The following is a 23,181-nucleotide window of genomic DNA, read 5'->3' as shown; positions in this document are numbered from 1 at the left end:
GCCCGTCGGGAGCGCGCGGCGCCCGTCAGAAGGACGAGCCCGGCTCCTGGAGGAAGCGCGTCTCCTCGGGCGTGGACGGCCGTCCCAGCGCATCATTGCGGTGCGGGAAGCGTCCGAAGCGCGCGATGACATCCAGGTGGCGCTTCGCGTAGTCGAGCGGTTCGTGGCTGCCGGAATGATGCAGCGTCAGCATCTCGAAGAGGGAGACCGACAGCCGCTGGTCATAGAGCTCCTCGCTGTGTTCGAAGGGCAGGTAGATGAACCAGCGCCACACGGAGGGCAGCGTGAGGTCCAGGCCCCGCGCCAGCGCGTGACGCGCCACCGAGCGCGCCATGGCATCCGTGGCGAACGCGCGCGGCGTGCCCCGGAAGATGTTGCGGGGTAGCTGGTCCAGGAGCAGCACCAGGGCCAGGCTGCTGCGGGGTTCATTCCGCCAGGCGCTCAGCTCCCCGGCCGCCGCGCGCTCGTGGGCGTCCAGGAAGCGGTCCCGGGACTCCGCGTCGAAGGCCGCGTCGCGCCGGAACCACGCGGCGCGAGGACGAATGCAGGCCGGGTTGCGAGCCGGGTCCGCCGGTTGACCGAACCAGAAGTCGAGCACTTCCTCCGCGCTCACCATGTCGTTCCTCCCCAAAGGCTCGATAGAGCGCCCACCCGCCAACAGTCAACAGGGGTGGCAGGCGATGCGGGCCATCACCACCTTGCACCGAACACTGGCGCGCATCGCGCGTGGGAGAACGTCCAATGCACACCCCGTGGGAGCCCTCGACGCGAACCGTTCCGGGGCCGGTGAAGCGCGCCGCCCTCAACCCCACGCTGCGCACCGAGTCCGTCATCGCGCTGGGCGCCTTTGGTGCGCTCACGCTGGGCGCGGCGGTCCTGGGGGCACGACACAGCTCCGCCGACACCCGCTGGTACCGACACCTGCGCAAGCCTCCCTTCCAGCCCTCGCCCAAGGCCTTCGCGCCCGTGTGGACGGCGCTCTATGCCCTCATCGCCATCTCCGGCTGGCGGGTGTGGACGGCGCCCGCGGGGCCCTCTCGTTCCCGGGCGCTGGGATGGTGGGGGGTGCAACTGGGTCTGAATGCCGCGTGGTCCTGGCTCTTCTTCGGTCGGCATCAGCCCCGACAGGCCCTGGCGGACAACGTGGCCCTGCTGGGCAGCATCGGTGCCTACATCGCCGCCACGCGCGAGGTGGACCGGCCCGCCGCGTGGCTGGTGGCGCCGTATCTGGCGTGGGTGGGCTTCGCCAACGTCCTCAATGGCGAAATCGTCCGGCGCAATCCCCAGGCGGGGGCCTGAAGCCCGTCCGCTTGGAGGGCCCCGATGGGGGCGGATGAATTCGCCCGGAAATTCCTTCGGGAAGATGGCGGGGGGGCGGCGTTGAGTGGGGCAAGCCGCCATGGATGCCTTCGCCCTGCAAATACCCGTCGCACTCCCCCGCCGAGCACGGTCTCAGGGCTTGACGGGCACGGACAGGACGGTCCAGCCTGCACCCCACGTGGAAAGCAGGCCCCTCTCAACGCCGACCCTGGACAGCCGCTGGTTCGCGGCCTTCGCCCGGGAGCACGAGGCGGCGTTGCACGCCACGGCGCTCCGACTGTGCGGAAACGCGACGGACGCCAGGGACCTGGTCCAGGACACCTTCGAGCGCGGACTGCGCAACCTGGCCCGCTACCGCCCCGGCACGGACGGGCGCGCGTGGCTCTTCACCATCCTCCATCACCTCTTCATCGACCGGTGTCGTTCCCGGACGCGTGAGCGCCGCTCGGATGTGTCGGCGGAGGAGCTGGAGGAGCGCATCGCCGCGCCGGAGCCCGAGGCCGCGCCCGCATGGGCCGCCATTGGCCCCGAGCAATTGCGCGAGGCCCTGGAGCGCATCCCCGAGGAGTTCTCCACGGTGTACCGCCTCCATGCGTTGGAGGGGCGCCCCTACCAGGAAATCGCGGAGCGCCTGGGGATTCCCAAGGCCACCGTGGGCACGCGCCTCATCCGCGCGCGCCGCAAGCTGAAGGAGCTGTTGATGCCCGGTGGCACCGGCAAGGCGGAGACGCCATGAGCGCTCCGGAGCCCATGGACATCCACGACCAGGTGCATGCCTTCGCGGACGGCGAGCTGTCCGTGGAAGAGGCCGATGCGTTCCGCGAGCACCTGGGCACGTGCGAGACGTGTCAGGCGGACCTGGACGACATCCTCCAGCTCCAGGCGCTCGGGGGGCAGCTGGCGCAAGTGGACGCGAAGGCGGCCGTGAGTGGAGCCGTGGCGCCTGCGTCCCGTGTGGAGGCCGCGCCCGTGAGGGCCTTCCGTCCCGCGTGGAGCCGCCGTCGCAACTGGGTGGCCGCCGCCGCGCTGTCCGGCTCGCTGGCCGCCGTCTTCGCGGTGGTGGTGCTGCGCACCCGAAACACGGGGGGCGACGAGACGCAGTTGCTCGCCCTGGCGCCGACGCGCTCGATGGAGGCTCGACTGAGCTGGGTGGGCGCGAGCGCGCATCGGCCCTATGGCGTGCTGCGCTCCGGTGACGAGCGCCCCCGGGAGCTGGTGCCCCTCCAGATGTTGGCGAAGCTGGAGGCCGAAGGCGACCTGCAGGGCCTGGCGGTGGGACACCTGCTGCGCGGCGAGCGCGAGCAGGCGGCGGACTACCTGCAACGCGCGTCCTCGTCACCGGACGTGGACAGCGACAGGGCGGTGGTGGCGCTGACGAAGGGCGAGCTGGAGTCGGCCCTCATCCTCCTGGACGGCGTCCTGGAGAAGCACCCCCAGCACCCGCAGGCGCTGTGGAACCGCGCGCTGGTGCTGCACGAGCTGGGGCTGGACGCGCTGGCGGCGGAGGCCTTCGACGCGGTGGCGCTGCTCGGTGAGGTGGGCTGGGCGCAGGAGGCGAAGGAGCGCGCGGCGGTGCTGCGGCGTCAGCTCGACGGGCGACGGGGCGCGTGGGAGTCCGCGCAGCAGGCCGGCCGGGTGCTGGCCTTGGAAGGCACGCCCTTCCCCGACGAGGTGGCGCGCGCGGTGCCGGGCACGGCGCGCAACTGGTTCAACATCGCGGTGTGGACGGCCCCGTCCGCCGAGCGCGTGAGGGCCCTGCTGCCGCTCGCGCGGGTGCTGGATGCGCACTACGGCGGGGAGACGATGGCGCGCTACGCCGAGCGCGTGGCCACCCTCGACTTCCATCGCCGCGCGCCGCTGGCCGCCCGGTTCCGCGACGTGCTGTTGGGGAAGTTCGATGGCGCGAAGCTGGCGCCGCTCGCGAAGGAGTTCGCCGGGTCCGCGCACCAGGACATCCTCCTGGGGTTGCTGCCCCTGGCGGGTGGCTTGCCGGCGCACCTGGACGTGTATGAGCAGGCGGCGAAGTCGCTCGGCGACGCGTGGCTGACGCTCAACGTGGAGCGCGAGCGCGCCCTGGCCGAGTATGCCCGGGGCGACCTGGCCGGCGCCGAGGCTCGGCTCCTGCGCGCGGTGTCGGCGTGCGAGAGCGCGAAGGCGGACTACCGCTGCGGCCAACTGGAGCACCTGCTGGCGCACATCTACAAGGACGAGCACCGACTGGTGGAGTCGCGCGAGCACGCCCTGGCGGGCCTCCAGTGGGCGCGCCAGTCGCAGGAGTGGAAGCTCCAGGCGGACCTGCTGCTGGTGCTGGGCGACCTGGCGCGCTTCCGCAACGCCTTCGCCCTGACGCGTGCCTATCTGGGCGAGCAGGCGCTGCGTGACAGGAGCTGTTCCGCCCGGCGACATGTCCACGAGAGCCTGGCGTCCCTGCATGTCTTCGCGCTCCAGCCGAAAGCCGCGCGCGAGGAACTCCAGAAGGCGCCGAGCTGCGACGTGCCGTTCTTCCTCAACGGCGGCCTCGTGCTGGCGGACCTCGCTCGCCTGGACCCGAAGCCCGGGGACGTGGAGCAGGTGCGCGAGGGTCTGAAGAAGCTGGACGCCGCGGGCTGGCTGCGTCCGGGTGAGAAGGTCATCGCCACGCACATCGAGGGGCGCGCCGTCATCGGCTCGGACCGCGAGGCGGGCCGCGCGCTCCTGCGAAAAGCCATCGACGACGGCGCGCGCCTGGGCTCGCAGGACCCGGTGGCCGCCAAGGCCCGCGCCTACAGCTATTCGTCCCTCATCCTGGATGCGGGCTCCACCGGCGACTGGGCGGGCGCGCTGACCCTCTTCGCGGAAGAGACGGGCGTCGCCGCCCCCACCCGCTGCGCGCTGGGCGTGGAGGTGCATGACGAGCGCACCCTGGTCGCCGCGCGCGGCCCGGCGGGCGAGCTGCTCGGCCATCAGGACGCGAGCCGCCGCTCGCCCGACTTCGACGTCGCCGCGCTGGTGCCTCCGGCGATGGCCTCCGCGCTGAAGCCCTGCGAGCACGTGCATGTGTTCGCGCGTTATCCGGTCCACGGTCAGGCGGGCCTGCTGCCGCCGGAGCTCGCCTGGAGCTACGACACGGGCCGGAAGCCCACGGCGCCTGGTGTGTCCGCGCCGCGCCCGCTGGTGGTCTACGACGTGGATGCCCCCGCCTCGCTGCGCCTGCCCCGGCTGCGCAGCTGGGAGCTGTCGGGGGGGCCGTCTGCGCGCCGAGTGGAGCTGACGGGCGCGGCCGCCACGCCGTCGCGCCTGCTGGCCGAGCTGGCCGAGGCCACCGAGGTGGAGATTCACGCGCACGGCCTGGTGAACCTGGGCGTGTCGGATGCATCGCTGCTGGTGATGGCGCCCGAGGCCGGTGGCCGCTACGCGCTCACCGCGGGCGAGGTGCGCAAGCAGAAGCTCAAGGGCGCGCCGGTGGTGTTGCTTGGCGCCTGCCAGGCCGCGAGGACGGCGCCGTACCTCCACGCGCCGTGGAGCCTCCCGGTGGCCTTCGCGGAGGCGGGCGCGCGCGCCGTCATCGCCTCACCCATCGACATCCCGGACGCCGAAGCCGGGCCCTTCTTCGCGCGGGTCATGGAGCGAATCCGCGCCGGCGCCAGCGCCGCCACCGCGCTCAGGGATGAACGCCTGCGCGAGCTGTCCGCGCGGCCCGACAGCTGGGTGAAGACAGTCGTCGTCTTCGAATAGCCCGGCCTCACCGCTTCACTTCACCACCGCCACACCAACACAGGCGACCTCGGCTCCCCAGGGCCGTGGACGCTCGACGTGTCACTTCACACCGAGGAACACACCATGAAGAATCTCCGCTCCGCGCTGCTCTGCATCCTCTCGCTGTCCACCGCCGCCTGCGGTGGCGACCCCTCCGACGTGTCGGCCTCCGAGGACCTCGCGGCCCTGGGCTCCACCGAGCAGCACGCGCTCCCCGTGCCTCCGCCGCTGTCCAACTACTGCCCGGGCACCATCCCCGGGACGCCGTACGCCATCCCCACCGCGCCCACGCCCCTGTCGAGCATCCCCACCGGCACGCCGCTGTATCCCCACAGCCCCTACCTGCTCAGCGCGCACACCGTCATCGTCACGGACCCGAGCAACTCGGGCGCCTTCTACGCGTTCGGTTTCGACGTGCGCGCCCACCGCATCATCTTCTGGGTGTCCGGCACCAATTCTGAGATTCGCCGGTTCAACACCCAGCTCGCCACGGACCTCACCGTGCAGGAGACGTCCACCGGCGTGGACATGGGCTTCACCTGGGGCACCAGCGGCCAGATTGGTGGCCCCCTCATCCCCCTGCCCGGTGTCCACGAGGGCGCGTGGAAGGTCGCGTACAACAACTGGTACCACCTCGACGCGTACCTGGTCAGCCCGCCCACGGGCCCTCTCGGCCTGGCTCAGTGACGCAGCTTCGAGGCGGGAGGCGGATTGAAGGCCAGCACGCCCGCGATGTAGCGCGCCTGCACCTCCGTGGTGCAGCGGACCTCCTGGATGCGCCCGCCCACCTTCACCCGCACGAGCCAACCGTCATTGTCGCGAGTCCAAGCAGCCGTTTCCGTCGTCATGTGCCTGCTCCTCTCGGGTTCATCCTCTGGCTCTCGGTAGAGCAGCCCGCGTGCCAGCGCCTGGGACCCGCGAATCCAGGCGATTGGCGCCCTGGGATGCGAAGGGATGGACAGGCGGGCCTGTAGTTCTTTCGGATGCGAGGGTGGCGGAGCTTCAGTGAACGTGCCGGTCCGGCTGGGTGGCGGGCGGGTGGGCGGAGGTTCCACTGAGCAGGGGCAGGGCGACGTGGAAGGTGGACCCCTGGCCCACCTGGCTCTCCACCCAGATTCGACCGCCGTGGCGCTCGACGATGTCGCGGCTGATGTACAGGCCCAGGCCCAACCCCCCATACGAGCGGGAGGAGACGTTGCGGGCTCGGAAGTAGCGCTCGAAGAGCAGCCTCTGCTGGTCCTCGGGGATGCCGATGCCCGGGTCCTTCACCGACAGCAGCGCCAGCTCTCCATGCGTCTCCAACGTCACCTGGATGACGCCGCCGTCGGGGCTGTACTTGAAGGCGTTCTCCACGAGGTTGGAGATGACCTGCTCCAACCGGTACGGGTCCGCGAACACCTGCACGGCGTTCTCGGGCCGCTGGTAGCGCAGCTCGTGGCCACCGCGCTGCGCGTCCATGGCCTGGAGGACATGCTCCACCAGGCTGTCCATGCGCGTGGCCTGCGGGTGCAGCGCGAGCCTTCCGGCCTCGATGCGCGAGGCATCCAGCAAGTCATTGATGAGCCCTGTCATCCGCAGGAGGTGCTGGCGCGCATGGCGCAGGAGGGTGGGGTCCACGCTCTCTCCCCGCTCCAGCCTCCGCTCCAGGGTGGCCAGCCGGAGGCTCAGCGGGGTGAGGGGTGTCTTCAACTCGTGCGAGGCGATGGACAGGAAGTCGTCGCGCACGCGGATGGCTTGCTGGGCCTCGTGATACAGCCGCTCGCGCTCTTCCTCGGCGAGCTTGCGTTGGGTGATGTCCTCCACCAGCACGCCCACGCCCAGCGTCCGCCCATCGGGTGCGCGCACCGGATAGCAACTGCCCGCCAGCAGCCGCCGTGGGCCGGGAACGCCCATCACCTTCGTGTCCACTTCCTCCTCCACCACGGGCTCGCCCGTTTCGAGCACCCGTCGCAGCATCTCCTCGACAGCGGGCCCGCCCGGGCCGAGCACCTGATGGGGGTCCTTTCCCAGGTGTTCCTCGGCGGGCCTGCCGTTGATGCGCGCAAGCCGCTCGTTGACGCGCACGTAGCGCAGCCGCGCGTCCACGAAGCCCAGGCCCACGGGGGCGCTGTCGAAGAGCATGGTGAGCAGCGCCAGGCTCTCGTCGCGCTCCCGCTCCGCGAACCGCCGCTGGGAGACGTCCTCGACGATGCCCACCCCGCCCTCGACGGCGCCCGCGTCGTTGTAGCAAGGCGCGAAGCGCACGTGGACGGGCGTCACCTTGTGGCCGGTGACGGAGACGTAGTCGCCCTCGTAGTCCGCGCTCCGGCCCGCGAGCGTCTCGCGCACGCAGCGCATCATCCCCTCGTCGCGCAGCGACAGGAGGTTCAGTCCCACGATGATGCGCTTGGTGGCGCCGAGGATGGTGACGAAGCGCTCGTTGCAGGCGGTGATGACGGGTGAGGTGTCGTAGTGGAAGATGCCCAATGGCGCGTTCTCCACCACCAGCCGGTAGAGGTCTTCCCCCCGGGCCCGCGTTTCGACGAGCCTCGCCGCCCCTGCGTGGCGAGGGTGCTCCAGCGGCTCACGCAAGGTGTCGATGACCTCGTGCAGGCGTCGGAGGCTGAGGACGATGCGCTCGTCGTCACCCTGGCCCGACGTGCCCACGGTGAGCTCCACCAGGATTTCCACGCCGTCGCGACGGCTCGCGAAGACCCGGGTGGGGCGTCCTTCCAGGGCGTCCCCGCGCGACAGCAGGTAGCGCACCAGGCTCTGGCCTTCATGGCGCCGCATGCGCTCCGGGAAGAGTTGGGAGACGGGCTGCCCCTGGAGGTCCTCGCGCTTCCAGGCGAACAGCCGCTCGGCCGCGCGGTTGAGGAAGCACACCCGCTCACTCGCGTCGCAGGCGACCAGCGGGTCGACGGCGGCATCCAGCCAGGCGCTGAGCTCGGCGTTGGCTCCGGCCATGTTCTCCCCTGGGCTCCGCGTCGGCCGGCCCTGAGCGACCGCTGGCGCCCACGACGTGACTCGCGAGGGATTTCCGTCCCCCTGGCCTAGAGGTAGCCATCGGCGGCAGCGGGCGCGTCGGCCCGCGTTCCCGGACGTCGCGAAGCCGGCACGTTCGTGTGCCGGGCGGCCGGCCGCGCGAAGGCGCCTAGCGTCGGCGGCCGCCGGCTCCGGGCTTGCCCGCCTTCTTGCGCGCCGGAGCCTGCTTGCTCCGGGCCTTCGGGGCCTTCTTCTTCGCGCTCTTCGGCGACGAGGGCAGCGGCGCGGGACGCGTGGGTGAGAGCACCTCGAGCCGCTCCCTCAGCGCGCGCGTCACGTCCTTCAGCGCGTCCACCTCCTCGCGCAGCGAGGCCAGCTCCCGTGCCTGGGGCTCACCCTCGCGCAGCGAGCGCACCGTCTCCCGGGCGGCGCGCCGGGCGCGGGCATCACTCAGGGGCGTGCTCTCCAGGGCGGAGACGATGCGCCGGTCTCCGAGCGTCCGCGCGGCCTCGAAGACGCCCATCTGCACGCGGAACATCGAATCCCGGAGCAGCTCCGTGAGCAGGTCCACGGCCTCGCGCTGTCGGCCAGCGACTTCCGCCAGCTTCGCCACGGCCTGGGTGGCGGCGCGGCGCAGGAAGGCGGGCTGGCCGTACGCGGTGCGCGCCTCCACCAGCGGGAAGGCGGCGGGGTCCTGCGACTCGGCGAGCCCGTCCATGGCGCCCACGGCGATGACGTCCTGGAAGGACGCGCGCGTGGCGGCCGTCTCCAGCACCGTCAGCGCGTCCGCGGCTCGCAGCTTGCCGTAGCTGCGCGCGGCCTCTGCCTCCACGAAGTAGCTGGTGTCTCCAGATTGCAGGAGGGCGCGAAGGAGCGCGATGACCTCCGCGTCGCGGCGGAACTCGCCCAGCGCGGCGACCACGGCGCGGCGCACGCGGGGGTGCTCGGCGCGCAGGGCCAGGAGCAGGCGCGCGCGGGCCTCGGGTGTGCGGATGCGGCCCAGGGCCCTGGCGCTCGCGGCGCGGGTGCCCCAGAACAGGCGCGTGTCGGTGAGGGCGGTGCCCAGCGCCTCCACGGCGCGGAAGCCTCCGTCCCGGCCCAGGGCGTGCGCGGCCTCGGTGCGAGCGCGCGACTCCGGCGCGGCGCGCAGTTCCTCCAGCCAGAGGCCCCCGGACTTGTCGACCTCCAGCGTGCCGAGCACGTCGCGACGCGGGTCCACGCGCACCTGCGTGGGCGCGGTGGGGCAGGGCAGGTGGAAGAAGTGCTCCGCGTCCGTCACCTCCAGCCGGTGCGAGGTGTCCTGGCCGTCGGTGGTGACGAGGACGTCCAGCGGCAGGCGGAACAGGGGCGTGCCGGCGTCGGTGCGCTGCGTCTGCCGCACCTTGAGGCGCAGGCGGCGGTCCTCCGCCTCGTAGCGCACCTCCACCTTGAGCTCCGGGTGGCCGGGCGCGAAGACGTACTGGTCGAAGAAGGCGTCCAGGTTGTGGCCGGTGGCCTGCTCGAAGGCGCGCGACAGGTCCACCGTCTCCACCGAGCCATGGCGGTGGCGGGAGACGTAGTGGCGCAGGCCCTGGAAGAACAGGGCATCACCCAGGCGGCGGCGCAGCTCGTGGAGGACCAGGCCGCCTTTCTCATAAAGGTGCCGGTCGAAGACATCGAGAGGCGCGTGGAAGCGGCGCGAGACGATGGGGCGCGCGTAGCGCTCCTTCACCTCGCCCAGGTACGCGTCCAGGTCCGCGAGGCGGTGCTGGTCGGCCTCGTCCTGTCCGTCGGCGCGCTCCTTCCACAACACCTCGAACCAGGTGGCGAAGCCCTCGTTGAGCCAGCCGTGGGGCCAGTCGCGGCAGGTGAGCAGGTCGCCGAACCACTGGTGCGCCAGCTCGTGGGAGATGAGGGGCTCCGCGTTGTAGTCGGCGTGGGCGCGCGCGTCGTGGAGGACGGAGTCGGTGAGGCTGGTGGCGGTGGTGTTCTCCATGCCGCCGAAGATGAATTCGGTGAGGAACACCTGCGCGTAGCCGCTCCAGGGGTAGGGCTCGCCGGTGGCCTCCTGGAACACGCGAATCATCTCCGGAGTGCGGCGCACGCAGCGCAGCGCGTCCTCGCGCCGGCCGCGCGGGAAGAGGTAGCGCAGCGGCACGGTGCCCGACGTGTCGGTGAGCTCCTCGAAGTCGCCCACTGCGAGCGTGACGAGGTAGGGCGCGTGCGGCTGCTCCATCCGGTAGTGCTGCGTGCGGCGGCCGTCCTGGACGCTGTCACTCACGAGCACGCCGTTGGACAGCGCGGTGAGGCCCTCGGGGAAGGTGGCGATGAGCTCCGAGGTGGCCTTCTGCGCGGGCGTGTCCAGACAGGGGAACCAGCAGCGCGCGTCGGTGTCCTGGTTCTGAGTCCACGCCTGACGGGGCCGGTCCGGATAGGCGGCCTCGGGTCCCCAGAAGTACAGGCCCCGGCGCGGACGGGCGGCGTAGTGGACGGCGACCTCCGCGGCGTGACCGGGCTCCAGGGGCGAGGGCAGGTCCACGCGGACATGTGTCCCGGAGTTGGAGAAGCGGGCGGGGCGCCCGTCGACGAGGACGCGCGAGACGTCCAGGTCCACGGCGTCGAAGGTGAGGGTGGACAGCGAGCGGACGGCGGAGACGCGGGTGGTGCAGACGCCCGTGACGCGGCCTTGCTCGAAGTCGAGCTCCAACTCGATGCGGACGTGCTCGGCGCGGACGGGCCGCTCCGCGGCGTAGTGCTCGGTGGCGCCAGGCAGGCCAAAGGCGCGGGACTGAGGGAGGGCGGGCTCGGAGGAGTGACGGTGGCAGCAGCGCATAAGCAGGGAGGACTCTTTCCCAAGCGCGAGCCACCGTCGAGACGATGTTTCGTCGCACTGTCTCTCCCTGCACCCTCGCGCGGGGGCACCGGACGTATCATCTGCCGGGTGGGGGCGCTTCGGACTACGTTGTCCACCGTGCAGTTCGTCCTCTTCTTCTCCGACAAGCAGGTGCGCGAGCAGCTCTTCGCCCATGTGGATGGGACGCGAGGGTTGTTGCTCGTGACCGGGGTGCGTCATGGGCCGGCCATGCGCTCGCCAGAGGCGCGCGAGCCCTTCGCCACCCTGGAGTTCCTCCATGGCCGCGTGCTGACGCAGGTGCTGGTGGCGGACGAGGGCACCGCGGACGGCATGTGGAGGGACCCGCTGGGGGATTTGGGCGACCGGCTCTACCCGGAGAGTCGGGACGACGCGTACGCCGTCACCAGCGGCTACCTCCTGCTGGAGGACGGACGGCCGCGCAAGGTGGTGCGCAAGCACGGCCTGCCCGCCAGCGACCTGTGGTTCCTGGAGGACGCGCTCAGCCAGCTCACCTCCCGCGTCCCCGCGCCGGACCCGGCGCGGAAGCCCGGCACGAAGCGGCCGGAGCGCGCGCCCAGGTCCCCTCGTCGCCCGGCGAGCACCGGCGCCTCGGAGGCGTCAGGGCCCCCGCCGGACGAGGAGGGCTGGCGCCGCCGCGCGGGTGGCGAGGGCTCGCGCGTTCCAGGAGGGAGCCGGCGCGTCAGACCCGAGCAGGCCGCCGCCTCGGAGCCGTCGAGGCCCTGGGATGATGCATCGGGCCAGGACACGCGGGAGACTCATGCGGCGGACTCGGAGGCGACTCCGCCGCGAGGCACCCGCGCACCGCTCCGCATGCCCGCGCGGAAGGACGCCTGGGCGGTGCTGGGGCTCGCGCGCGACATGTCGCTGGATGAGGCGCGCAAGGCGTTTCGCGCGCTCATCGCCGGCTACCACCCGGACAAGGTGGCGCACCTGGCGCCCGAGTTCCAGGAGCTGGCGGAGCGCCGCACGCGCGAAATCCTGGAGGCGTGGGAAGAGGTGGAGGACGAGCTCAAGTCGGGGACGTGAGCGGGTGGCTGTCTCAGCCCACGTCGGGCACGGGCGCGCCGGGCAGGGCGAGGATGGCGGGCGCGGACTCCAGCGCGAAGCGCGCGACGATGGGCATGTGGTCCGACAGCCCGTGGAAGCGGCTCTTGAAGTCCCCGAAGGGGCTGGTCTCCTGCGTGTCGAGCCAGCGCACGCCGCCGCCGGAGAACATGTGGTCCAGGTGCATGCGCATGTGCATGAAGCCGGCGGTGGGGAAGCCCCGCGACACGTTCGGGTCAATCTGCCCGACGGCGGCCTGGGCGCAGGTGAAGCGCACGTCGCCCGTGAGGTAGCGGAACACGGGCGTGGCCGGCGGCGAGTTGAAGTCCCCGCAGACGACGAACGGCTCTTGCGCGGAGAGGATGCCCACGAAGTCCGCCAGCTTGCGCGCCTCGTGGAGCTGGTTCACGCCGCAGCCCATCTTGTCCTTGGTGGACCAGAACTCCCGCGCGAAGGGCGTGGGCAGGCTCAGGTGCGTGTTGAAGACGTGGAAGGGGCGGTTGTCCTCGCGCCGCAACAGGCGCATGTGCGCGCAGATGCGGCTCTGCTTGCGGTCCTTCAGTCGCTGGACGTGGTGGTGGGTGATGGCCTGGGGCGCGTCCACGTTGTGCTTGTCCACCTGGAGGGTGCGCTTGTTGACGAGCACCGCGAGTCCCGTGGTGTAGAGCGACACCTCGCCCAGCTTGTAGTGGTGGGCGCGGAAGTAGAACGCCTCGTAGGGCATCTCCCGACCCTGGGCGGTGAAGGTCTCCTCCATGCGCCCCATGAAGGCCATCAACTGCGTCTCGCCGGGCAGCTTGGGCCGGTGGGCGATGGTGCTGCGCAGGGACGTCGTCTCCACTTCCTGGAGACAGACGACGTCGGGCAGCGGGTCCAACGACGCCAGCGCGGCGGCCACGCGGCGCTTGGGGCCCACGGTGCTCGCGAGGCCCCGGAGCATGTGGCCGAAATAGCGGACGTTGTACGTGACGATTCGCAACGAGGAGTCGGGCATACGAGGTCCGTGCCCGTCCCGGGCACAGGCAGAAGGTACTCACATCCCGGCCGTCGCGCCCTCTCTTCCTTGTCGGTCGGCCTCCCGTCAAACAGTCGACGCTGGCCCGCGCTCGCCGTGCCGCCGCCGCCGTGCTTTCCTTCCCCCGAGGATGGAGGCGTCTGCCTGCCCGACGGGGTGGCGGGCGTCCCGCGCGCGAAGGGCCGGCACGGGGCATTCCTCAAGGGAGACACAGCGATGTTCAAGGTCGCGAGGAAGTGGGGCTTGCCGCTGATGCTGGTGATGACCGGCTGCGGCAAGTTCGAGCAGGAGCAGTACGACGTGACGTTGGACGAAGCCCAGGCGCAGGCCGTCCCCTATGCGTGCGTCGACAAGACGGACAAGGAGGCCCAGCCGATTCCGGGCACCGGCGGACCCTCGGGGCTCGCCCTCCAGCAGCGATGGATTGTGCGCGCCGAGGAGTATGGCGCCACGAGCCTGGAGGTGCCCGACGTCGCCTTCACCCTGCACCGGGGCGACCAGGCCATCGTCGACAAGGATGACGCCCCGGACGTCCTCGGCGGGACGACCTCCGACAGCGGGCCGTTCCAATACGTCCACCTCCGCAGCGTGCCCGGGGTGGGCGCGGGCACGCCGTCGGTGAGCTACGTGCTGCGCTTCTACATCGCCAACGACTCGCTGGAGGACGACACCATCGAGGGCTTCATCGACGCGCGCGCCACGTCATACGAGGGCGCCGGAACCGACACGGTGGACCTGGAGGAGTGCACCGCCAAGGTCCGCTTCACCGGGCGCCGCGTGAAGTAGGCCCGCGGGCCCGCGCGTCACGGCGCGCGCTTCACCCGCACCACGGTGTCCAGCAGGTGCTCCAGGGCCTGCTGGGGCTCCTGGCTCAGTCCCGAGTGCACCGGCCCCGTCTGGAGGATGGTGCTGCGCGGGGCCACCAGCCAGTGCCAGCGGTCCTTCTGGGGGAGCTGGCCGATGGGGCCCGCGTGTCTGCCACCCTCGCAGACGCGGCGGAAGCTCTCCAGGTGGCAGCGCACCGTGTCCACGTCCACGTCGGGCGCGAGCGCCTTCAAGCGCGCCTCGTCCAGCTCCACGCGGGCGCCGAGGAAGCGCTGCGTGGTGCAGAAGAGGACGACGCCCACGTTGATGAACTCCTCGCGCTCCACGCGGGGGACGACGCGGATGATGGCGTAATCAAACGAGCTGTGCGCGGGCACGTGCCGCCTCCTCGATGAAGGCCGGCAGGGCCTCGATGCGCTTGAGCAACCAGGTGACGTAGCCCGCGCGGTGCGCGTCCACGCTGGGGAAGGGGGACTCGGCGGCTTGCAGCCAGCCCTCCGGGATTCCGGCGACGGTGGCCTCCACCCGCTCGCGCGTGAGGTGGGCCTTCAGCGTGTCCTGGGCCTGGGGCAGGGCGTTCGCCCAGGGCAGGAGCACATGGTCCTTGATGGGCGCGAAGCGGCTCTGGCTGCGCTCCTCCCAGTCCTCCCACGCGTGGTGGAAGTAGAGCGAGGCGCCATGGTCGATGAGCCACAGCTCCCGGTGCCAGCACAGGAGGTTGGGGTTCTTCGGCGTGCGGTCCACGTTGGTGATGAAGGCGTCGAACGCGACGAGGGCGGAGGCCACGGCCGGGTCTGGCGCCGGGCCCGCCACCGGGTCGAAAGTCACCGAGCCCGGCAGGTAGTCCAGCGCCAGGTTCAGCCCCGCGCTCGCCTTGAGCAAGTCCCGAATCTCGCTGTCCGGCTCGTTGCGGCCCAGCGCCGGGTCCAGCTCCACCAGCACCATCTCCGGCACCCGCAGGCCCGCCGCCTTCGCCAGCTCCGCGGCGATGAACTCCGCGATGAGCGCCTTGGCGCCCTGTCCGGCACCCCGGAACTTCACGACGTACAGCCCCGCGTCGTCCGCCTCGACGATGGCGGGCAGCGAGCCCCCCTCGCGCAGGGGCGTCACATAACGCGTGGCGACGATGGTCCTCGGCATCCTCCGCTCCCGTCCTCACTCGGCCCGTCTTCCACCCGGGGCCCGAGGGCCGCGCTCTACCACGCCCCCTCGCCCCACGAGGGCTTCACCGGCAGTGGAAAAAGCAGCCCCGAGGAAACTGCCCCGGATGAGGTGCGACAATGGGTGACAGGCCGTTCGATTCCGATCCCCCACGGAGCCCATCATGACCGTCACCCGCAAGCCCACGTCGCTCCCGTCGCCCGTCACCCGTACCCAGGAGTCCACCCGTCCGGAGGCTCCCGCGACGACCGAGTCCCGCGTGGTGGCCCGGCCCGGCAAGAACGGCACCGACGGCTTCGACTCCGGTAAGACGGCGCGTCCCAGCAACTTCGTGGACCGCCCCACGGGCCAGCGTCCGGACCCGAGCGCCCCGGTGCTGCCGGCCACGGCCTTCGCCTTCGGCCCTGGCAAGGTCTCCATCGCCGGCCGCGACGCGTCCACGCCCGTCACGCTGACGGCCTCCGCCACGCCGAACGCGGCGGTGAAGGACCTCCAGACGGTGACGTCCACGGTCAGCTTCGACCAGGACGTGGCGCTGGACTCGCTGAAGCTGAACCTGGACCTGCCGCACACCTACCGGGGCGACCTGGTGGTGAAGCTGACCAGCCCCTCCGGCAAGACGGCGACGGTGTCGGACCGCCAGGGTGGCAACGCGGACGACGTGAAGGGCACGTTCGACCTGAGCACCGCCTTCAAGGGCGAGTCGGCCAAGGGCACCTGGACGCTGTCCGTGGAGGACAAGGCTCGCGCGGACACGGGCACGCTGAAGAGCTGGGGCCTGGAGGCCGCTGGCAAGACGGCGGGCCCGGTGGACCCCAAGCCGCCCAAGCCCACGGGTGAGCCGATTGTCGCGGTGTTCGACGGCGGCGTGGACTTCAAGCACGCCGACCTGGACAGCGCCATGTGGACCAACCCGGGCGAGGTCGCAGGCGACGGAATCGACAACGACGGCAACGGCGTGAAGGACGACATCCACGGCTTCAACGTCGGCTTCAACAGCGGCGACGTGATGAAGGGCCAGGGGACGGACCACGGCACGCACGTGGCCGGCATCATCGCCGCCGAGGACAATGGCCAGGGCAACACGGGCATCGCCGCGGGCAAGGCGAAGGTGATGAGCATCGGCGGCCTGTATGACGGGGCGGACCTGCTCACCAACTTCGAGCGCGGCGTGGACTACGTGGTCAACATGAAGCAGAACCACGGCGCCAACATCCGCGCCCTCAACGCCAGCTTCGGTGACGAGTACCGCGACGCGGCCTCGCAGGCCCGCTGGACGGCGGCGGTGCAGAAGCTGGCGGACGCGGACATCCTGCTCGTCGCGGCCACGGCCAACGGCAATGGCAGCAACATGAACAACGTGGCGGACATGCCCGCCAACCTGAACCTGCCCAACGTCCTCACCGTGGCGTCCATGGACCGGAACAACGACAAGCTGGCGCGCTTCTCCTCGCACGGCGACAAGGTGGTGGAGCTGGCCGCCGTGGGCGAGGACGTGCTGAGCACCGTGCCCGGCGGCGACTGGGAGAAGATGAGCGGCACCTCCATGGCCACCCCGACGGTGGCGGCCGCCGCGGCCCTGATGTTCGCCGCGAACCCCGACCTGACGGCCGCCCAGGTGCGTGATTTGCTGGTGAAGACGGTGGAGGTCGACCCGGACCTCAAGGGCAAGGTGAGCACCAGCGGCAAGCTGGACATCGCCGCCGCCGTGAAGGCCGCCAAGGAGTTCGTCGCCACGCCGCCCACGACGGTCGCCGAGCGCTGAGTCCCCGCGCGACTCGCTCGAGAGGGTGAGTCCCAGGTCCCCGGTCGCCGCCAGCTTCGCGGCCCGGGGACTTTTTTTGGGCTCGATTTGATTGCGCGCAATTTAATTGAGCCCTAATCATAGGCCATGGCGTAGGACGCGGTGCCCGTCGGAGACGGGGTGGCCCTGTTGTTGGGGGTTGAACGGAGCAGGCCGGAGGTTGTGGTGAAGGGGCTCCCGCCGTCGTGTGTCGCCGCTATCTGAGTCCACCGTTTCGCTTTTACGAACCCGAGCTGGAATTCCAGGAGAGAGAACCATGGCCCCCGTCACGATTTCGCCGCTGTACACCGCCCACGCCACCGCTCACGGAGGCCGCAACGGGAAGGTCCAGTCGTCGGACAAGGTCATCGACCTGCCGCTGGCGATGCCCAAGGAGCTGGGCGGGGCGGGTGGCGCGGTCACCAACCCCGAGCAGCTCTTCGCGGCGGGCTACTCCGCCTGCTTCGAGAGCGCGCTGCGGCTGGTGGCGGGCAAGGGCGGCAAGAAGCTGGGGCCCGAGGTGGGCATCACCGCGAACGTCACCATCGGCAAGACGCCGGACGGAGGCTTCGGGCTGGCGGTGGAGCTGCAGGGCATCCTCCCGGGCATTCCCCGCGACGAGGCGGAGAAGCTGATGCACGCGGCCCACGAGGTGTGCCCGTACTCGCGCGCCACGCGTGGCAACATCGACGTGAAGCTCTCCGTCGCGGAGTAGTGGAAGGCCCCGTGTCGCCGCGGCGCGTGGGTGCGCCGTGTCGCGGCGGTACGTGGGGACACCGTGGCTGCACGTGAGTGCACCGTGTCGCGGCGGGTACGTGGGCACACCATGTCGCGCACGTGAGTGCTCCGTGTCGAGGTGGTGAGTGAATCCATCCTGTCGCGGCGATGCGTGAGCGCTCCGTGTCGAGGCGCGCGGGTGATCCATCGTGGCGCGGGGATGCTCCATTCCGGTGCGTGAGTGCTCCATCCTGGCGCGGGGCCTGAGCGCGTCCGTGTCGTGGCGGACACGATGTGCACCGTGGGACTCGCGGGGTTTCCCCTAGTGCTGGCCAGGCGCTCGCGTGCTGGTGACACGCGCGTGCGTCGCGCCCCGACGCGCCCCCTCCGAGCGGGCCTCGCGGCGTGCCCCGCGGAGGCCCTCTGGCATGCCCCTTGAAGTCGGGTGGGGTCGAAGGGGGGAAGTCAGCATGCGTGAGCGTCAGCTCATTCCGATGGAAGTAGCGGGTGTGGCGGTCTCGGGAGCAGCGCGGATGTTGCTGGAGGAGCCCGACATCGAGGAGTTCTTCGGGTGGTTGCGGCCGGAGGCGGGAGGAAATCCTCCCGGCCGGTGGAGCGCGGCGGAGGGCACCCGGCTGTTCGCGGTGGCGGAGCGGGGCTCGGGCATCATCGGGCTCGCGGCGCTCACGAACATCCGTCGCGAGGAGCGCTACGCACGGGTGAGCTGCGCCATCGCGCCGGAGTATCGCCGGGAGGGCGTGGGGCACTGGACGATGACGGAGCTCATCCGTCAGGGCGTGCGACTGGACGGACTGCGCCACCTGGAGACCTGCGTGCGCGGGGGGAGGGGGACATCGCTCCAGCTCATGGAGTCCCTGGGCTTCCGCGCGCTGGAGGTGCCGGGCTTTCCGCCCATGGACGCACGGCCCGGTGGCTACGTGTACCTGCGTCTGGATTTGCCCGTCGAGTCCCGGGAGCATCTCCTGCTGGTGCCCACGCGCAATCTTTGCGCGTGAAGACAGATGGGCGATGAAGGTTGGCGTCGGGCTGGGGGACTTAGAACTGGAACCGGAACGACGACCCGAGCATCGGCAGGTATCTCCAGCCGGAGCCGATTCTCCAGGACCCAGGCTACAGCCGAGAGATGGCCGAGAAGGGGTATGGCGTGCCCGCGTACGCGTACGCGGCAAACAACCCTCTGTACTGGTCCGACCCGACCGGCCTCGCGTTTGATGAGACTTGCTGGGCGGCATGCATCGACGAGGTCAATCCCCTGGAGAACAATCCCCTGATGTGTGGGGACTCAGATTCGTCGATGGGGAATGATGGCTCCGACTTCCCATGGGGCTCGGCAATCTCGCTCGCGGCGGGACCGTACTGGAAGCCGTTTGGTTATCAGGCCGGCGCTTCGCACTTCACCTCTCCCTGGCGGCTCATGAACATCGCGTCACGAAGTGTTTCCGGGCGTCCCGTGTTCCCGGGTCCCGCGACGAAGCTGATGGGGCGTGCCAGTGTCATGTGGATTGTCGCCGCGGGCATTACGTCATGGGGCGTCATTGGCGCCTGTGCCGCTGAATGCTCGGGACGATAGGGAGCCTCATGGCAAGCACCGCTCATGTGGATGTCGTCGCCCGCCGCAGGATTGCTGGTCTGCTTCGGGGGTTCATCGAGGGACAGCTCTCCAACATGGAGCTGGATAGGGACTACCCGGGGCAATCCCTGGACCCAGCCGTGCATGAGGTCTATCGGCGCACCTTCCGGTTCCAGGACGACTTCCGCGAGTATCGGACCACGGGGCAGTTCGCACTCCCTGACGAGCAGAGGGACCTTCTGGGTCGCTGCGCTCTCTTCATGGAAACCGAACTGCCCTACGAGTGGCCGTTGCCCCTTCAGTCCGTGGCCTCGTGGTTCTCTTCGCTCTTTCGGCGGAGTCCACGTGGGACCGTCAGGCACTCGCGTGGCGAGCGCTCGGCGTGGCCATTCTTCCGGCAAGCGGACCTTGATGCTGCCGCCAGAGGGGTACCTCCAGCGGCGCGGGGAGGTGATTGATGCCGACCGATGGATTGCTCTCAACGGTCGGCACCAAAGGCGGTCAGGCCGTACGAGCTAGAACCGCTTCACCTCGGTGAGCACCTGTCTCGAATACCGTGTCACCGCGCCGAATCGAGCCATCGATTCGGCGCGCAGGTGCTTCGCCGCGTCGCTCGCAGTGTAGCGCTGGAAGTCCGCTTCACTGGCCAGTTCGAAGTGACACACGTACCGGGCCCACCCGTCCTTCGCGGGCTCGGTGTCGCGCCACTTGCGGCAGCCGAGGAACCCGGGCTCCCGCAGCACCTCGGGGACATGCGTCCCCTCGTGCCACGGGTTCCACGCGTCCTCGGCGCCGGGCTCCACTTCGATGACCACCGTGTAGAGCGCGAGCACTGTCACGGCTGCCACGCGCCCCAGTCCACCAGCTTCCGGCCACCCATCGACTCACGCTTGCCCTTCGGCGCCACTCGGTAGAGGAAGTCGGAGAGCGGCGAGAAGCGCGCCTCGTGCGCCAGCCCGCTCAGCGTCTTGTCCCACGGGTCCGCGGCGAACATCCGTGAGCCCACCTGCTTCAACCCTTCCGCGCCCTCCGCCGAGTCGAGCTGGAGCACCGCCAGCTTCTTCGTCCCCACCGTCAGCGTCTCGCGCACCGGCGGCGCCGCGTTGTGAATCGCGGGTGGCCACTGCTTCGGGTCCAACGCATCCCAGAGGAAGGACAACAGCGCCTCTTCCAGCGGCACCGCGCCCGCCTGCTCGAAGTCCTTGCACGGCTCGCCACCACTGCCCGCCGGCGCCAGGCCCTCCGAGCGCAACACGAAGCCGCGCTCAGCGCCCAGGCACGTGCGCAGCACCGACTTCGTGCCCTCCGACTCCGCCTCGAAGTCGAACCACGTCCCCGGCCCCAGCGGTGACTCGCGCTCCGGCACCTTGCCCGCGTCCCCCGTGCCCTGCTTCGCCTCCACCAGCGTGAGCTGATAGCTGCCCGGCACGCGGAAGCCCGCCAGCGTGGTGCTCGCGTCCAGCAACCCGTTCGTCAGGTACAGCGGCCCCGCGTCCACCGCGTACAGCCGATTCTCCAGCGGACCATCCACCGGGCGATTGTCACGCAGGTAACGTTTCGCCTCCCACGTGCGGCCCGCGGCGGTGGGCTGCTCGGCGCTCTGCGTGCCCTCGCGCTCCGCTTCCAACGTCCGCGTGGTGTCCGTGCGCATCGGAAACGTCAGCACGCGCGAGAGCTTCGGCTGCTCCAAGGGCTTGCCCGAGTCGCTGGTGAAGCCGAGCGTCAACCACACCCACGCGCCCTCCACCGCCGCCACTTCCAACGTCAGCTTCCCCGCCGCCGCGGCGCCATTCGCATCCCCCGGCTGGCCTCGAATCCCGGAGAACGCATAGACGACCTTGTCGCCCACGCGGGCCCGCTGCCAGGGGGAGTTTCCCTTCTGGGGCGCGGGTGACTCCGGGGTGGCCGCCTCCGTGGGGCTCTCCGCGGCGCCGCCTTGCGTCACGGGCACGCCGTCAGTGGGACTCACGGCGCGCGGCTTCGTGCTCTCACAGCCTGCGCCGAGCGCCAGCGCCGCGCACACCAGCGCGGAACGGGACAGGAAGGTTGCGGTGGGCTTTCGCATTCGGGCGTCACCTCGCGGGGCCTGAGCGCGGCATTGCGCGACCCCTGGGCGGGCTTGATACACCGGAGCGCAGGCTGTCCCCAACTTCCTGGAGTTCCATCGCTCATGGCCACGAACCTGCCCATCCGTCGTGTCGTCCTCTACAAGCATGGCGTCGGCTACTTCGAGCGCCGGGGCGGAGTGACGGGCAGCGACACGCTGCACCTGGACTTCAAGGCGCGCGACATGAACGACGTGCTGAAGTCGCTGACGGTGTTGGACTTGTCGGGCGGCTCGGTGTCCGCGGTGAGCTACGACTCCACCAAGCCGCTGGAGCAGCTGCTCTCGGAGGCCACCATCCGGATTCCGGAGGACGGCAGCCTCACGGCGCTGCTCGGTCAAATCAAGGGCGCGCGCGTGCGGGCGCGCGTCGGGGGCGGTCAGGTGGAGGGCGCCATCATCGGCCTGGAGTCGCTCGCGGTGGCGGCCGGGGAGACGAGCGTCGTGCGGCCCTTCCTCACGCTGCTGGTGGGCGGCTCGCTGCGCACGTTCGACGTGCTCGACATCGCGGAGCTGGAGTTCCTCGATGAGGCGGTGCGCAAGGATTTGGAGTTCTACCTGGCCACGGTGTTGTCCTCGTACAAGAAGGACAGCAAGCGCATGTCCATCCTCACCTCCGGCGAGGGTGAGCGGGAGGTCTTCGTCAGCTACGTGCTGGAAGCGCCGGTGTGGAAGACCAGCTACCGCATCCTCCTGGACGAGGGCGAGCCGCCGCTGCTCCAGGGCTGGGCGCTGGTGGACAACACGGGAGACGAGGACTGGGTGGACGTGTCGCTGGCGCTCGTCGCGGGCCTGCCGGTGTCCTTCGTGCACGACCTCTACAACCCCCGCTACATGAAGCGCCCGGTGGTGGAGGTGCAAACGGAGGCCGCCGCCGCGCCGGTGATTCCCGAGGAGAGCTTCGGCGGCTCGATGGACATGATGGAGAGCGAGGCCATGCCGGTGATGGCCGCGCCCGCCGCCGCCCCGGGCCGCTCCAAGAAGATGATGCGCAAGGAGGCGAGCTTCGTGGGAGGCCCGGGCGGCGGTGGTGGCCCCCGGCTGCGCGAGGTGCTGGAGCAGAGCAACCAAGTGACGACGCTGACGAAGGAGGTGGGGGACCTCTTCGAGTACGGCGTGGACCGCCCGGTCACGGTGCACCGCAACCAGAGCGCGCTGGTGCCCATCCTCCACAAGCCCTTCGAGGGCCGCCGGGTGCTCCTCTACAACCGCACGACGCGCGAGAAGAACCCCATGGCCTGCATCGAGCTGAAGAACACCACGGGCCTGACGCTGGAGGGCGGGCCGGTGACGGTGACGGAGGACGAGCGGTACGTGGGCGAGGCGATGCTCGACACCATGAAGCCGCAGGACACGCGCTTCGTGCCGTACGCGGTGGAGCTGGGCTGCGTCGTCTCCGTGGAGGACCGCACGGAGGACGGGCCGGTGTTCCGCGCGGTGGTGAGCCGGGGCACGCTGGTGGTGGAGTACTTCCACGTGCGGCGCACGAAGTACCTGGTGCGCAACAAGGCGCAGCGGCCGCAGGTCCTCTTCGTGGAGCACCCGCGCTCGGGCTGGGAGCTGGAGAAGGACATGCCCGCGCCCGCGGAGACGACGGACGGCTTCTGGCGCTTCAAGCGGGACCTGGCGCCGGGCTCACAGGACGAACTGGTGGTGTCCGAGCGCACGCGCGGCCACCGGCAGTACTCCATCTCCAGCGCGGGGCCGGACGAGGTGGCCTTCTTCCTGTCGCAGCGCTACGTGGACGCGAAGATGGCGGACGCGCTGCGCGAGGTGATTGCCATCCGCGAGCGCGTGGCGGCGCTGACGCGCGACGAACAGCAACTCACCGCGGAGCGTGCCCAGCTCTTCAAGGACCAGGAGCGCATCCGCGCCAACATCGAGTCGCTCAAGAGCGGCGTGTCCCAGCGCGAGCTGGCCGAGCGCTTCGTGGCCAAGCTCAACGAGCAGGAGGACCGGCTCGAGGCCATCACCCGCGAGCTGGAGCGACTGGCGAAGGAGCGGCAGGCGGCTCAGGAAGAGCTCAACCGCCGCGTCCAGTCGCTCAGCTCGGAGGCGGCCTTCTAGG

Annotated in this window: 19 protein-coding genes; 10 read left to right on the top strand and 9 right to left on the bottom strand. The window is 70.6% G+C overall.

Going from position 1 to position 23,181, the window contains the following annotated elements:
* Positions 1-25: 25 nt before the first annotated feature.
* Positions 26-616: a DUF924 family protein gene (locus HUA74_RS31300; RefSeq protein WP_174457471.1), complete on the bottom strand. Its 591-nt coding sequence runs from the start codon at positions 614-616 to the stop codon at positions 26-28.
* 125 nt (positions 617-741) lie between these two features.
* Between HUA74_RS31300 and HUA74_RS31295 the strand changes: the two genes are divergently transcribed.
* The 4 genes from HUA74_RS31295 to HUA74_RS31280 all read left to right on the top strand — a co-directional run bounded on the left by HUA74_RS31295 (position 742) and on the right by HUA74_RS31280 (position 5,742).
* Entirely contained in the window at positions 742-1,299 is a 558-nt protein-coding gene (locus tag HUA74_RS31295) for a TspO/MBR family protein (RefSeq protein ID WP_141649192.1), read from the top strand.
* Positions 1,300-1,498: 199 nt separating this feature from the next.
* A complete protein-coding gene (locus tag HUA74_RS31290) occupies positions 1,499-2,056 on the top strand; it encodes an RNA polymerase sigma factor (protein WP_246137869.1) in 558 nt (185 codons plus the stop codon).
* Positions 2,053-5,034: a CHAT domain-containing protein gene (locus HUA74_RS31285; protein WP_174457470.1), complete on the top strand. Its 2,982-nt coding sequence runs from the start codon at positions 2,053-2,055 to the stop codon at positions 5,032-5,034. Before HUA74_RS31290 ends, HUA74_RS31285 begins: the two co-directional genes overlap by 4 nt.
* Positions 5,035-5,139: 105 nt before the next feature.
* Positions 5,140-5,742, top strand: coding sequence for a hypothetical protein (locus tag HUA74_RS31280; RefSeq protein WP_174457469.1), 603 nt, complete (start codon positions 5,140-5,142; stop codon positions 5,740-5,742).
* On the opposite strand, the gene HUA74_RS31275 is transcribed toward HUA74_RS31280, so the two are convergent.
* The 3 genes from HUA74_RS31275 to HUA74_RS31265 form a co-directional block, all read right to left on the bottom strand.
* Complete coding sequence (locus HUA74_RS31275) at positions 5,736-5,903, bottom strand: hypothetical protein (RefSeq protein ID WP_174457468.1); 168 nt, start codon at positions 5,901-5,903, stop codon at positions 5,736-5,738. The genes HUA74_RS31280 and HUA74_RS31275 overlap by 7 nt on opposite strands.
* A 154-nt stretch (positions 5,904-6,057) precedes the next feature.
* Positions 6,058-8,001: a PAS domain-containing protein gene (locus HUA74_RS31270; protein WP_174457467.1), complete on the bottom strand. Its 1,944-nt coding sequence runs from the start codon at positions 7,999-8,001 to the stop codon at positions 6,058-6,060.
* A 187-nt stretch (positions 8,002-8,188) separates the two neighbouring features.
* Positions 8,189-10,831, bottom strand: coding sequence for a M1 family aminopeptidase (locus HUA74_RS31265; RefSeq protein WP_174457466.1), 2,643 nt, complete (start codon positions 10,829-10,831; stop codon positions 8,189-8,191).
* A gap of 138 nt (positions 10,832-10,969) precedes the next feature.
* On the opposite strand from HUA74_RS31265, the gene HUA74_RS31260 reads away from it, so the two are divergent.
* The gene (locus HUA74_RS31260) at positions 10,970-11,899 is read left to right on the top strand and encodes a DnaJ domain-containing protein (RefSeq protein ID WP_174457465.1); all 930 of its coding nucleotides are present in this window, start codon (positions 10,970-10,972) and stop codon (positions 11,897-11,899) included.
* A 13-nt stretch (positions 11,900-11,912) separates the two neighbouring features.
* On the opposite strand, the gene HUA74_RS31255 is transcribed toward HUA74_RS31260, so the two are convergent.
* Positions 11,913-12,911: an endonuclease/exonuclease/phosphatase family protein gene (locus tag HUA74_RS31255; protein ID WP_141645408.1), complete on the bottom strand. Its 999-nt coding sequence runs from the start codon at positions 12,909-12,911 to the stop codon at positions 11,913-11,915.
* A gap of 237 nt (positions 12,912-13,148) precedes the next feature.
* On the opposite strand from HUA74_RS31255, the gene HUA74_RS31250 reads away from it, so the two are divergent.
* Positions 13,149-13,718 carry a hypothetical protein gene (locus HUA74_RS31250; protein ID WP_141645409.1) on the top strand — a complete coding sequence of 190 codons (570 nt, stop codon included), beginning with the start codon at positions 13,149-13,151 and terminating at the stop codon, positions 13,716-13,718.
* A gap of 17 nt (positions 13,719-13,735) precedes the next feature.
* Here the strand turns inward: HUA74_RS31250 and HUA74_RS31245 are convergent, their stop codons facing one another.
* Positions 13,736-14,134 (bottom strand): DUF3037 domain-containing protein, encoded by a 399-nt coding sequence (locus HUA74_RS31245; RefSeq protein ID WP_174457464.1) that lies wholly within the window; start codon positions 14,132-14,134, stop codon positions 13,736-13,738.
* The gene (locus HUA74_RS31240) at positions 14,112-14,897 is read right to left on the bottom strand and encodes a HipA family kinase (RefSeq protein ID WP_174457463.1); all 786 of its coding nucleotides are present in this window, start codon (positions 14,895-14,897) and stop codon (positions 14,112-14,114) included. The genes HUA74_RS31245 and HUA74_RS31240 overlap by 23 nt, the downstream gene beginning before the upstream one ends.
* Before the next feature lie 184 nt (positions 14,898-15,081).
* Here HUA74_RS31240 and HUA74_RS31235 point away from each other — a divergent pair, with 184 nt between their 5' ends.
* The 3 genes from HUA74_RS31235 (at position 15,082) to HUA74_RS31225 (ending at position 18,434) form a co-directional block, all read left to right on the top strand.
* Positions 15,082-16,683 (top strand): S8 family serine peptidase, encoded by a 1,602-nt coding sequence (locus HUA74_RS31235; protein WP_141645412.1) that lies wholly within the window; start codon positions 15,082-15,084, stop codon positions 16,681-16,683.
* 295 nt (positions 16,684-16,978) lie between these two features.
* Entirely contained in the window at positions 16,979-17,416 is a 438-nt protein-coding gene (locus tag HUA74_RS31230; RefSeq protein ID WP_174457462.1) for an organic hydroperoxide resistance protein, read from the top strand.
* Positions 17,417-17,888: 472 nt separating this feature from the next.
* Positions 17,889-18,434: a GNAT family N-acetyltransferase gene (locus HUA74_RS31225; protein ID WP_174457461.1), complete on the top strand. Its 546-nt coding sequence runs from the start codon at positions 17,889-17,891 to the stop codon at positions 18,432-18,434.
* A gap of 1,090 nt (positions 18,435-19,524) precedes the next feature.
* Here HUA74_RS31225 and HUA74_RS31220 read toward each other — a convergent pair.
* Positions 19,525-19,857: a DUF4286 family protein gene (locus tag HUA74_RS31220; protein WP_174457460.1), complete on the bottom strand. Its 333-nt coding sequence runs from the start codon at positions 19,855-19,857 to the stop codon at positions 19,525-19,527.
* A complete protein-coding gene (locus HUA74_RS31215) occupies positions 19,845-21,074 on the bottom strand; it encodes a DUF6068 family protein (protein WP_174457459.1) in 1,230 nt (409 codons plus the stop codon). Before HUA74_RS31215 ends, HUA74_RS31220 begins: the two co-directional genes overlap by 13 nt.
* Before the next feature lie 105 nt (positions 21,075-21,179).
* Here HUA74_RS31215 and HUA74_RS31210 point away from each other — a divergent pair, with 105 nt between their 5' ends.
* On the top strand, positions 21,180-23,180 hold the full coding sequence (locus tag HUA74_RS31210) for a hypothetical protein (protein ID WP_174457458.1): 2,001 nt from the start codon (positions 21,180-21,182) through the stop codon (positions 23,178-23,180).
* Position 23,181: the final 1 nt, after the last annotated feature.

The organism is Myxococcus sp. CA051A (assembly GCF_013336705.1).
Taxonomy (GTDB): domain Bacteria; phylum Myxococcota; class Myxococcia; order Myxococcales; family Myxococcaceae; genus Myxococcus; species Myxococcus llanfairpwllgwyngyllgogerychwyrndrobwllllantysiliogogogochensis.
This window is presented reverse-complemented; position numbering and strand designations above follow the sequence as displayed.